General features: G+C 60.1%; 13 protein-coding genes. All 13 read right to left on the bottom strand.

All coding sequences use genetic code 11. From position 1 onward, the window contains the following. Positions 1-61 precede the first annotated feature (61 nt). The 13 genes from K5Q02_RS15000 to flhF all read right to left on the bottom strand — a co-directional run bounded on the left by K5Q02_RS15000 (position 62) and on the right by flhF (position 12118). Positions 62-460, bottom strand: a complete 399-nt coding sequence (locus K5Q02_RS15000; protein ID WP_225831819.1) for a DUF2802 domain-containing protein — start codon at positions 458-460, stop codon at positions 62-64. A 1-nt stretch (position 461) separates the two neighbouring features. After that, a complete protein-coding gene (locus K5Q02_RS14995; protein ID WP_225831817.1) occupies positions 462-941 on the bottom strand; it encodes a chemotaxis protein CheW in 480 nt (159 codons plus the stop codon). 90 nt (positions 942-1031) lie between these two features. After that, a complete protein-coding gene (locus tag K5Q02_RS14990; RefSeq protein WP_225831814.1) occupies positions 1032-1859 on the bottom strand; it encodes a CheW domain-containing protein in 828 nt (275 codons plus the stop codon). 92 nt (positions 1860-1951) lie between these two features. Then, positions 1952-2740, bottom strand: a complete 789-nt coding sequence (locus K5Q02_RS14985; RefSeq protein ID WP_225831812.1) for a ParA family protein — start codon at positions 2738-2740, stop codon at positions 1952-1954. A gap of 52 nt (positions 2741-2792) precedes the next feature. After that, a complete protein-coding gene (motD, locus tag K5Q02_RS14980) occupies positions 2793-3665 on the bottom strand; it encodes a flagellar motor protein MotD (RefSeq protein WP_225831809.1) in 873 nt (290 codons plus the stop codon). Between the two features lie 2 nt (positions 3666-3667). Beyond that, the gene (locus tag K5Q02_RS14975; RefSeq protein ID WP_225831807.1) at positions 3668-4408 is read right to left on the bottom strand and encodes a flagellar motor protein; all 741 of its coding nucleotides are present in this window, start codon (positions 4406-4408) and stop codon (positions 3668-3670) included. Then, positions 4408-5535, bottom strand: a complete 1128-nt coding sequence (locus K5Q02_RS14970) for a protein-glutamate methylesterase/protein-glutamine glutaminase (RefSeq protein ID WP_225831806.1) — start codon at positions 5533-5535, stop codon at positions 4408-4410. The genes K5Q02_RS14975 and K5Q02_RS14970 overlap by 1 nt, the downstream gene beginning before the upstream one ends. Before the next feature lie 42 nt (positions 5536-5577). After that, a complete protein-coding gene (locus K5Q02_RS14965) occupies positions 5578-7797 on the bottom strand; it encodes a chemotaxis protein CheA (RefSeq protein WP_225831804.1) in 2220 nt (739 codons plus the stop codon). An 11-nt stretch (positions 7798-7808) separates the two neighbouring features. Then, positions 7809-8597 (bottom strand): protein phosphatase CheZ, encoded by a 789-nt coding sequence (locus tag K5Q02_RS14960; RefSeq protein ID WP_225831802.1) that lies wholly within the window; start codon positions 8595-8597, stop codon positions 7809-7811. Between the two features lie 19 nt (positions 8598-8616). Continuing rightward, the gene (locus tag K5Q02_RS14955) at positions 8617-8991 is read right to left on the bottom strand and encodes a chemotaxis response regulator CheY (protein ID WP_225831800.1); all 375 of its coding nucleotides are present in this window, start codon (positions 8989-8991) and stop codon (positions 8617-8619) included. A 152-nt stretch (positions 8992-9143) separates the two neighbouring features. Then, entirely contained in the window at positions 9144-9887 is a 744-nt protein-coding gene (gene fliA / locus K5Q02_RS14950) for an RNA polymerase sigma factor FliA (protein WP_225831798.1), read from the bottom strand. Then, positions 9884-10723, bottom strand: coding sequence for a flagellar synthesis regulator FleN (fleN, locus tag K5Q02_RS14945; RefSeq protein WP_225839697.1), 840 nt, complete (start codon positions 10721-10723; stop codon positions 9884-9886). Before fleN ends, fliA begins: the two co-directional genes overlap by 4 nt. Positions 10724-10810: 87 nt before the next feature. Beyond that, positions 10811-12118 (bottom strand): flagellar biosynthesis protein FlhF, encoded by a 1308-nt coding sequence (gene flhF / locus K5Q02_RS14940; RefSeq protein WP_225831796.1) that lies wholly within the window; start codon positions 12116-12118, stop codon positions 10811-10813. Between the last annotated feature and the right edge of the window lie 7 nt (positions 12119-12125).

Here is a 12125-nt window from a genome sequence, read left to right as displayed (position 1 = left end):
GCCGTAGCCTGGCGTTGAGCGAAGCGATACCCAGGATTAAGACGTAACAGACTTAGAAGAATCAGGAGCGGCGGGACTGGTGCAGCTTGGCAACCAGTTCGGCCTCGGCCTTGCTCAGGCCGCAGGAATGCGTCAGATCGTCGGCGCTCGCCCCCATGCCCACCAAGCGCGCGGCTTGGGTAAATGACAGGCTGGAGGGGTCACGCTGTTCGATCTGGGTCAGCTTATCCGGTAGTGGCGCGACAGTGCGACGCAGCTCGTGGAGCTCTTCGCCCATGCGAATACTGCCGGTCAGGTAGGTATCCAGGCGCTTGCCGAGCTCGCGGATACGCTGGTCACGCTGGGCATCGCGCTCAGCCTGCAGCTGACTGGCCAGACGCAGCCGCCCTGCCAGCCAGACACAAGTGCCCACTAGCCCGGCGCAGACCAAGGCGAGAACGATGAGCGCGGCTTCAAGCACGTCAGATGCTCTCCAGCTCCGACCACTCTTCCTCGGTCATCATCTTGTCCAGCTCGACCAGAATCAGCAGCTCGCCGTTCTTGTTGCACACGCCCTGGATGAACTTGGCCGACTCGTCATTGCCGACGTTCGGTGCTGTTTCCACTTCGGACTGACGCAGGTAAACCACTTCGGCCACGCTGTCGACCATGATGCCAACAACCTGCTTGTCCGCCTCGATGATGACGATACGGGTGTTGTCGGTGACATCGGAGGAATCCAGACCGAAACGCTGGCGCGTGTCGATCACGGTGACCACGTTGCCGCGCAGGTTGATGATCCCCAGCACGTAGCTAGGCGCACCCGGTACCGGGGCGATTTCCGTGTAGCGCAGGACTTCCTGCACCTGCATCACGTTGATGCCGTAGGTTTCGTTGTCCAGACGGAACGTGACCCACTGCAGGATCGGATCTTCAGCGCCTTGTGCAGAGCTTTTCTTCATGGCCTAGCCTCGTCATTGACCGCGCATGGCGGTGTGCGGGAGTCCCGCTATTCAATCGGCCGCACGTGCAAGAGCCCGTGCGCCCAGTAATCAGTGTATCTGTCCGTTGGTCATGCGCTTGGCTGCGCCGCTGGCAATCAATTCAGCCAATGCGGCCACATCCAGCAGTGCGCACATGTGTTCGATCACCGTGCCGGCCAGCCAAGGCCGTTGTGTACGCTGGCTACGCCACTTGATCTCGTCCGGGCTCAGGCGAATCGAGCGGCTGACCTGATGAACCGCCAGCCCCCACTCGTAGCCCTGAACGGAAATCACGTACTGCAGCCCCTGACGAAAATCTTCCCGGTAGCGATCTGGCATGACCCAGCGCGCCGTATCGAGCACTTTCAGGTTACCCGACTGTGATGGCAGTATGCCCAAAAACCAATCCGGCTGGCCAAACAAAGGTGTCAGATCCTGCCCGGCCAGCGGGTAAATCGACCCGAGACACACCAGCGGCACAGCCAGCGTCAGGCCGGCGACATCGAACAGCAGGCATTCGAACGGCTCTTCAGCCCACTCGGGACGACCGTCGGCGAGTACCGAGGCGATCTGTGGCGCCGGACGATGCACCTCTGCCACAGGTTCGACCACTGTCGGCATGGCAATCGGCTCGACGAACACCGGAGCCAAAGCCTCGACGACCGGCTCGATAATTACCTCGGCAACCGGCTGCACCAACGTCAGGGGCGCTGCTTCGACGCGCGGCACCGTCTGGGCATCACGAATCTGCTCCTCAAGCACAGCAGCCTCGAACTCATCGAGGCTGTTCTCGGCAAGCTCCAGTTCAAGCTCGACCGCCGCGTCTTGCAGCAAACCATCGAGGTAGGACTGCAGTGCCAGCTGGGGCCGTGTGGCAGTGGCAGTTGAACGACTCATGAATGCAACCCGCAATGGAGACCTGTATGAGCTATCGGCCGCAGTGGCGGCAGACTTGAGCCAGTTTTCGCAGAATAACCAGCCATCATGGATCAGGCCACCTGAGACGCAGGTTGTTGTGCCAACAAATGCTTGAGCAGCGCACGGTAGGCAATAGTGCCGCGGCTGTTACCATCGAACTGCGAAGGCGTCAGCCCTGCCCGGCTGGCATCACGCAGGCGAGTATCAATCGGAATGTAGCCTTGCCAGAGCGTCTCCGGATAGCTGCTCTTGAGCAACCGCAAGGTGGACATCGACGCCTGGGTACGACGGTCGAACAGGGTCGGTACGATGGTGTAAGGCAAAGCATGCTTACGCGAGCGATTGATCATTGCCAACGTGCTAACCATACGCTCCAGGCCTTTCACCGCGAGAAACTCGGTCTGCACCGGGATCACCAGTTGCTGGCAAGCAGCCAGGGCATTGACCATCAATATGCCGAGCAGCGGTGGGCTGTCGATCACTGCGTGGTCGAAGTCTTGCCACAGCTGCGCCAGGCTCTTGGCAACCACCAGGCCAAGACCGCTCTGCCCAGGAGACTGGCGCTCCAACGTAGCCAGAACGGTGCTCGATGGCAGCAGGGAAATTCGTTCGTGACTGGTTGGTAGCAATAACTGCTTCGGTAGCTCCTGAGGCACGTTGCCCTGATGCTGGAACAGGTCGAAGACGCTGTGCTCCAGGCTATCGGGATCGTGACCGAAATAGCTGGTCATCGAGCCATGCGGGTCGAGATCGACCACCACCACACGTTTGCCAGCATCAGCCAGTAAACCTGCCAGGGCGATGGACGAGGTGGTTTTACCCACACCGCCTTTCTGATTGGCTACAGCCCAAACTCTCATACTCTTCATCCTCCCGGAACAGGCTGCGCCTGGCCGAGACTGAGTGCCCACTTCATTGGGCAGGCGACGGGGAATTGACGGCCCCATTGGCTGGAGCCTGTACTGCAGGCGCTGAAGCAGGTTGCGTGCCAGCCCGCTGCAGAGCCGTATCAGGCTGGGCATTGGCACTGCCCACGCCACTTACACTACGCCGCACATCGAGATTGCGCGAGACCACCAGAACCACCCGACGGTTGCGCGCCCTGCCCTCTGCCGTGGCGTTGTCGGCTACTGGCTGGAACTCGCCATAGCCTACGGCGGCCATACGTGACGGATCGACGCCATCCATGGCCAGCATCCGCACGATACTGGCAGCGCGCGCGGTAGACAGCTCCCAGTTGGTCGGGAACTGCGCAGTTCTGATCGGCTGGTTATCGGTAAACCCTTCCACATGCACCGGGTTGCCATAGGGCGCCAGGATTTTGGCAATCTTCTCGATGATCTCGAAAGCCATATCGTTCGGCAGCGCATCGCCACTGGGAAACAGCAGACCGGAGCTCAACTCGATCTCGATCCACAGCTCATTGCCGCGCACCTTCAGTTGATCGCTCTGCAGCAATCCGCCGAAGGCATCACGAATGCTGTCAGCGATATTCTCCAGTGTAGAAGCGGCGATCTGCTGCGCCGTTTCCTCATCCACCATGGAGCGATCCGGCTCGGTGGTGCGCGGTCGCTCGTCCCCCACCGGGATGGGTTTGATGGAGCGATCCGGCTGATTGAAGACCCCCGTCAGGGTTTCCGAAAGGATCTTGTACTTGCCTTCGTTGATCGAGGAAATCGAGTACATCACCACGAAGAAGGCGAACAGCAGCGTGATGAAGTCCGCGTAGGACACCAGCCAGCGCTCGTGATTCTCATGTTCTTCGTGGCGGCGTCGGCGAGCCATGATTAGTTCATGAAGCCTTGCAGCTTCAACTCGATAGAGCGTGGGTTCTCACCCTCGCCGATGGACAGAATGCCTTCGAGGAGCATTTCCCGATACGCCGACTGGCGCATGGCCACGGACTTGAGCTTGGCACCGATGGGCAACAGCAGCAGGTTGGCGATAGCCACACCGTAGATGGTAGCGACGAAGGCGACGGCGATCCCGCCACCGAGCAGGCTCGGGTCGGCCAGGTTGCCCATCACGTGGATCAGCCCCATGACTGCGCCGATGATGCCGATGGTCGGCGCGTAGCCGCCCATGCACTCGAAGAACTTGGCGGCCTGTATGTCACGGCTTTCCTGGGTGTAGAGATCGACCTCGAGAATACTGCGGATGGCCTCAGGCTCGGCGCCATCGACCAGCAGTTGCAGGCCCTTGCGTGCGTAGGGATCGGCTTCGCCGTCAGCGACCGCCTCGAGGCCAAGCAGACCTTCCTTGCGCGCGGTCATGCTCCAGTTCACTACCCGGTCGATACCGCCAGGCAGATCGATCTGCGGCGGGAAGAAGATCCAGCGCAGGATGCTCATGGCGCGCTTGAATACGGTGACCGGCGTTTGCAGCAACGCCGCACCCAGCGTGCCGCCGATCACGATCAGCGCCGCCGGGCCGTTGAGCAGTGCCGAGACATGACCGCCTTCCAGGTAATTGCCGCCAAGAATGGCGACGAATGCCAGGATGACGCCGATCAGGCTCAGCACATCCATCAGAGGCAGGCCTCGACCAGATGCCGGCCGATGTCATCCAACGGGTACACCGCATCCGCCAGGTTGGCCTTCACGATCGCCATGGGCATGCCATAGATCACGCAACTGGCTTCGTCCTGTGCCCATACCTGGCTGCCCCCCTGCTTGAGCAGGCGAGCGCCTTCGCGACCATCCGCGCCCATGCCGGTCAGCACCACGGCCAGCACCTTGTCGTTGTACGACTTGGAGGCCGAGCCAAAGGTGATATCCACGCACGGCTTGTAGTTCAGACGCTCGTCGCCGGGCAGGATGCGGATGGTGCCGCGCCCATCGATCATCATTTGCTTGCCGCCCGGCGCCAGAATGGCCAGCCCGGGACGCAGGATGTCGCCATCCTCGGCTTCCTTGACGTTGATCTTGCAGAGCTTGTCCAGACGTTCGGCGAAGGCCTTGGTGAAGGCTGCGGGCATGTGCTGGATCAACACGATCGGCGTCGGAAAATTGGCCGGCAACTGCGTCAGCACCCGCTGCAGGGCAACCGGGCCACCCGTCGAGGTGCCGATCGCCACCAGCTTGTAGGCCTTGCGCTTGGGCGCAGCACTGGTGCTGGACGAATGACGTTCGGCCGGCGGGTGACTCACGCTTGGCTGTGGCCGCGCAGCAGGTGCAGGTGTGATCGAAGTGCTGGCAGGTCGGCTCAGGCTACCGCCGGCAGGCGGCGTCAGGGACGCCGCGCCGATCCCCCGGCGGTTGCTGCGCGAAATGCTGTGCACCTTCTCGCACAGCAGTTGCTTGACCTTCTCCGGGTTGCGCGAGATGTCCTCAAAATTCTTCGGCAGGAAATCCACCGCCCCGGCATCCAGCGCATCCAGGGTGACCCGGGCGCCTTCGTGAGTGAGTGAGGAGAACATCAACACCGGTGTCGGGCAGCGCTGCATGATACTGCGTACCGCAGTGATGCCGTCCATCAACGGCATCTCGTAGTCCATGGTGATCACGTCCGGCTTGAGTGCCAGCGCCTGATCGATGGCCTCACGTCCGTTGGTGGCCGTGCCGACCACGGTGATGTTGGGATCGGACGAGAGGATCTCCGAAACCCTGCGGCGGAAGAAGCCGGAGTCGTCGACCACCAGTACCTTGACAACCATAAACACTCCTAAGCGGCACGACGGAGGCCGTGCCGCGGACGATCAGATACGCCGTGCGTAGCGTTTGAGCATGCTTGGCACGTCGAGAATCAGGGCGATGCGCCCGTCGCCGGTGATGGTCGCACCCGACATGCCAGGCGTGCCTTGCAGCATCTTGCCCAACGGCTTGATCACCACCTCTTCCTGGCCGACCAGCTGATCGACGACGAAGCCGATACGCTGATTGCCGACGGTGAGAATCACCACATGGCCTTCGCCTTGTTCTTCGTGGGCAGCCTTGCTGACCAGCCAACGCTTGAGATAGAACAGCGGCAATGCCTTGTCGCGCACGATCACCACTTCCTGGCCGTCGACCACGTTGGTGCGCGACAGGTCGAGGTGGAAGATCTCGTTGACGTTGACCAGCGGGAAGGCAAACGCCTGGTTGCCGAGCATCACCATCAGCGTCGGCATGATCGCCAGGGTCAGTGGCACCTTGATGACGATCTTCGAGCCCTGGCCTTTCTGCGAGAACACGTTGACCGTGCCGTTGAGCTGGGAAATCTTGGTCTTCACCACGTCCATGCCGACGCCACGGCCGGACACGTCGGAAATCTCGGTCTTGGTCGAAAAACCGGGGGCGAAGATCAGGTTGTAGCATTCCAGATCGGTCAGGCGATCGGCGGCGTCCTTGTCCAGCAGGCCCTTTTCCACGGCCTTGCTGCGCAGCACGTCGGCATCCATACCCTTGCCGTCATCGGTGATCATCAGCAGGATGTGGTCGCCTTCCTGCTCGGCGGACAGCACCACACGACCAGTGCGCGACTTGCCGGCTGCTTCACGCTCTTCCGGGCTTTCCACACCATGGTCGACCGCGTTGCGCACCAAGTGAACCAGCGGGTCGGCCAAGGCTTCGACGAGGTTCTTGTCGAGGTCGGTCTCTTCACCGACCAGCTCCAGGTTGATCTCTTTCTTCAGCTGGCGAGCCAGGTCGCGAACCAAGCGTGGGAAGCGCCCGAAGACCTTCTTGATCGGCTGCATGCGGGTCTTCATGACCGACGTCTGCAGATCGGCGGTGACCACGTCGAGGTTGGACACGGCCTTGGACATGGCCTCGTCGCCGCTGTTGAGTCCCAGGCGCACCAGGCGGTTACGCACCAGTACCAGCTCGCCGACCATGTTCATGATTTCGTCCAGACGCGCGGTGTCGACCCGCACGGTGGTTTCCGCTTCGCTCGCAGGCGCAGCAGCAGCCGGAGGCGGCGCGGCAGCGGCTTTGGCTGGTTCGGCTTTGGCAATAGGCGCAGGTGCGGGCGCGACCTTGGCAACTACCGGCGCAGCCGTTTTGGCTGCTGGCTTCGGCACAGGGGCCGGAGCGGCAGCAACAGGGGCGATCGCCGTCGGCTCGACGAACTTGCCTTTGCCGTGCAGTTGATCGAGCAGCGCTTCGAATTCGTCATCGGTAATTTCATCGCCCTGCGCTGCAGAACTGGCGGATGCAGCAGGAGCAGCCGGTGCTGGCGTCTCTACGGCAGCAGCAACGAACTGGCCTTTGCCGTGTAACTGATCGAGTAGAGCTTCGAATTCGTCATCGGTGATGTCGTCGCCATTGGCGCTGCTCGAGACATTGGCTGGTGCAGGCGCGGCCGTTTCGACAGCGGTTGTCGCTGCAGCTGCGAACTGCCCTTTGCCATGCAACTGATCGAGCAGCGACTCGAATTCATCATCGCTGATTTCGTCGTCCGAAGCGCTCGCTGACGGCTGCGGCTCATCGTCCAAGGCATCGAGCAGCTGTGCGAATTCGCTATCGGTAATATCTGCTGATGCCTCAGCGCTCTGGGCTACAGGCTGGACAGGTGCAGAGACTGCAACATTGGCAAGCGCTGCGGCAGGCGCAGGTTCGGCGAGTCGTGCCAGTGCTGCCAGTAGCTCGGGAGAGGCCGGCGTTGGCGTAACGCGCTCGCGCACTTCGCTGAACATGCCATTGACCGCATCCAGCGCTTCGAGCACCACGTCCATCAACTCGGAGTCGACGCGACGCTCACCCTTGCGCAGGATGTCGAACACGTTCTCGGCAATATGGCAGCACTCCACCAGCTCATTGAGCTGCAGAAAGCCTGCCCCGCCTTTTACCGTGTGAAATCCCCGAAAAATCGCGTTGAGCAGATTCATATCGTCCGGGCGGCTTTCCAGCTCCACCAATTGCTCGGACAACAGCTCGAGAATCTCGCCGGCCTCTACCAGGAAATCCTGGAGGATTTCTTCATCGGCGCCGAAGCTCATATGACGTGCTCCTAAAATCCCAGGCTGGACAGCAAATCGTCGACGTCGTCCTGGGAAGAAGCGACATCATCACGCTTATCGGCATGAATCTGTGGAACTTCACCATGAGACGTATTTTTTTGTTTGTTCTGCTCTACACGCAACTCTTCATGATCGTGATCGATGCCGGCAAAACGGTCGACCTGACTGGCCATTAGCATCAATTTCAGCAGGTTGCTCTCTACCTCGGTCACCAGTTGCGTGACACGTTTGATCACCTGCCCGGTCAGATCCTGATAGTCCTGTGCCAGCAAAATGTCATTGAGGTGCCCCGACAGTTTGCTGCTGTCGCGCTGGCTGCGCGCCAAAAACAGCTCGATGCGTTTGGCCAACTCACGGAAAGCCTCAGCGCCCATTTCGCGGCGCATGAAACGTCCCCAATCCTCGCTCAGGGCATCGGCTTCGCTGCTCAAGTCATTGACCAACGGCGCACTCTGCTCGACCAGATCCATCGTGCGATTGGCCGCTCGCTCGGTCATGGTCACAACGTAATTGAGCCGCTCCGTAGCGTCGGATATCTGTGAGACTTCATTGGCGTGTGGCACTCGGGGGTCGAGCTGAAAATTGACGATGGCGTTGTGCAGCTCACGCGTGAGCTTGCCGACTTCGTGGTAAAGACCACGGTCGCGCGCCTTGTTCAGTTCATTGATCAGCTGTACCGCTTCGCCAAAGTTGCCTTTTTCGAGGCTGTTTACCAGTTGGCGGGCATTGCTTTTCAGAGTCGACTCGAGGTCGGCCTCTTGAGAATCTTCGTGTTCCATAACAACCTCGCGGCAGACATCAGCCGTTGACCCGCTCGAAGATTTTTTCGATCTTTTCCTTGAGCACCTGGGCGGTGAATGGCTTGACCACATAGCCATTCACACCGGCCTGGGCGGCCTCGATGATCTGATCACGTTTGGCCTCTGCCGTAACCATCAGCACTGGCATTTGCTTCAAACGTTCGTCTGCACGCACTGCGCGCAGCAGATCGATCCCACTCATGCCAGGCATGTTCCAGTCGGTCACGAGAAAGTCAAAACTACCGCTTTGCAGCATCGGCAATGCGGTGACGCCATCGTCGGCTTCCGCCGTATTGGTAAAGCCCAAATCACGCAAAAGGTTCTTGATGATCCGGCGCATCGTCGAAAAATCATCGACGATGAGGATTTTCATGTTCTTGTCCAAGTCGACCTCCGTACAGTCCTAAAACGCCATCAGCATTCTGAAGCGCTTATAAATCGTGAAACCGGCCTGGCGGAACGCCGCAAAACTATTGCGCCCGGCTTTGCTGCGTTCACTGTGTTTTCCAGCGCCCTGCTAATTCCTTATGCGCGCCATTCCACTAACCGTGCGCGTAGGCGCGCGGCACACTGACTGTGTAATTGGCTGACCCGCGACTCACTAACCCCCAGTACCTCGCCGATTTCCTTGAGATTCAACTCCTCATCGTAATACAGCGATAACACCAGCCGCTCACGCTCCGGCAGATTGCTGATAGCGTCGACCAGCGCGGCCTGGAAACGATTGTCTTCCAGCTCATGCGAAGGCCCTTGCAGCAAGGAACTCGTGTCTTCCTGCAGCCCGCCGCTTTCGCCTTCCTGCAACAGATCGTCGAAACTGAACAGGCGGCTGCCCAAAGTGTCGCCAAGAATGCCGTAGTAATCTTCGAGACTCAATTGGAGTTCGGCAGCAACCTCCTGATCTTTAGCGTCTCTTCCTGTTCTCGCTTCAATTTTTCGGATCGCATCGCTGACCATCCGGCTGTTGCGATGCACCGAGCGCGGCGCCCAGTCACCTTTGCGCACCTCGTCGAGCATCGAACCACGGATACGAATACCCGCGAACGTCTCGAAACTAGCGCCCTTACCGGCGTCATATTTACGTGATGCCTCAAGCAGGCCAATCATGCCGGCCTGGATAAGGTCATCCACCTGCACATTGGCAGGCAGACGCGCCAGCAGGTGGTAAGCGATACGCTTGACCAGTGGCGCGTAACGTTCAATCAACTGATGCTGTGAATCTTGTGCGTGTGCCTTGCTGTACATACGGAGTCCAGAGGCTGTCGTCATACAGCCGTGTCTGCAGTCGGTTGTTGCACCAGGCGCTCAACGAAAAATTCCAGGTGGCCTCGCGGATTGGCCGGCAACGGCCACGCATCAACCTTCTGGGCAATCGCCTTGAACGCCAGCGCGCACTTCGAGCGAGGGAACGCCTCATACACCGCACGCTGTTTCTGTACGGCCTTGCGTACCGATTCGTCGTAAGGAACCGCGCCCACGTACTGCAGCGCGACATCCAGAAAACGGTCGGTCACCTTGGTCAGCTTAGCAAACAGATTACGGCCTTCCTGTGGGCTGTGCGCCATATTGGCGAGCACCCGAAAACGATTCATGCCGTGGTCACGGTTGAGGAGCTTGATCAGCGCGTAAGCATCAGTGATCGAGGTCGGCTCGTCGCACACCACCACCAGCACTTCCTGGGCAGCGCGCACGAAACTCACAACCGAGTCGCCGATGCCTGCAGCGGTATCCACGATCAACACATCGAGGTTGTCGCTGATATCGCTGAAAGCCTGAATCAGGCCGGCATGCTGCATAGGCGTGAGCTGCACCATGCTCTGAGTACCGGAGGCTGCCGGCACGACACGAATACCGCCTGGTCCCTGCAGGACAACATCGCGCAGTTCGCACTGACCGTCGATGACGTCAGCCAGGGTGCGTTTGGCCGTCAGGCCGAGCAATACATCGACGTTGGCCAGCCCCAGGTCAGCATCCATGAGCATGACGCGCCGACCGAGATCCGCCAGCGCCAACGACAAATTCACCGACACATTGGTCTTGCCAACGCCGCCCTTGCCGCCGGTCACCGCGATCACCTGTACGGGATGCATACCCATGTTATCTATACACCTTGTCTAACTTCGCTTTAGAGCCACATGGCCATTGTGCGCTGCCGGAATGACCACGGCCAACGCTTCGCCACACCTGCATGATCATCCCGCGCGTCGTGTCGGATCTTGATACAACCCGGCAAACATATCGGCCATCGTATCCTCACTCGGCTCATCCGGAGCCTGCAGGCCTACAGCACGACTGACCAACTGATGGCTACGCGGAACATGTACATCGTCCGGAATTCGCGGGCCGTCTGCCAGATAGGCTACCGGTAGACGGTGGCTAATAGCCAGACCCAATACCTCTCCCATGCTGGTTGCTTCATCCAGTTTACTCAGAATGCAGCCGGCCAGCCCACAACGCTTGTAGCTGTGATACGCCGCCTTGAGCACTTGCGCCTGGCTGGTTGCAGCCAGTACCAAATAATTGCGGGCGTTGACGCCACGACTTGCCAGGGCCTCCAACTGCATGCGCAGTGCTGGATCGTTGGCTGGCAGGCCGGCAGTATCGATGAGAACCACACGTTTGCGCACCAACGGTGCCAGCGCCTGAGTCAATGACTGACCTGGATCAACGTGAGTCACGGAAACGCCAAGGATACGGCCCAGGGTCTTGAGCTGCTCCTGAGCACCGATGCGGTAGCTGTCCATGCTCACCAGGGCGATATTCGCAGCGCCGTACTTGAGTACATAGCGCGCTGCAAGCTTGGCCAGGGTGGTGGTCTTGCCCATGCCGGCCGGGCCAACCAGAGCGATCACTCCGCCCTCTTCCATCGGCTCCTGCTTGGGTGTCTGAATCGAGTGTGCCAGGTGCGCCAACACCATGCGCCAGGCTTGACGCTGATCAGTGAGCGAGGCGACACGATCAAGCAGCGTACGTGCCAGATCAGCAGGCAAACCCATGCGCTGCAGACGGCGCCACAGGGTGGCCTGCTGAGGGCGACGCGCTTGCAACTGGCCCCAAGCCATGGAGCCCATCTGCATTTCGATCAGCTCACGCAAGCCATGCAATTCGGAACGCATGGATTCCAGAGCAGACTGGTCTACCGAAGCCGCTGCCGGCTTCTTCTGCTGACGTTCGAGCACCGCGCTCAGGCTATCGGCCGGCGCACTGCCCGGCGCTTCGGCGAACATCTGCCGATCCTTGCCAGCGTCAAGCTGGGCACGGGTGGTCAATTCAGCCTGGGCGGAAGCGATACGCGACTGCGTCTTGCGCAGTTCAGCCTCCAGGGCCGGATTCGGTTGCCGCGCCGGAGCGGGCTGAACCTGATAATCGAGCGCGGCCGTCAATTCCACGCCACCTGCCACACGGCGGTTACCGATGATGGTCGCATCAGCGCCCAGCTCATCACGAACCAGCTTCATGGCTTGGCGCATATCGGCGGCAAAAAAGCGTTTGACCTGCATGGCCCGT

The sequence above is a fragment of the Pseudomonas sp. MM211 genome, assembly GCF_020386635.1.
Taxonomy (GTDB): Bacteria; Pseudomonadota; Gammaproteobacteria; order Pseudomonadales; family Pseudomonadaceae; genus Aquipseudomonas.
This window is presented reverse-complemented; position numbering and strand designations above follow the sequence as displayed.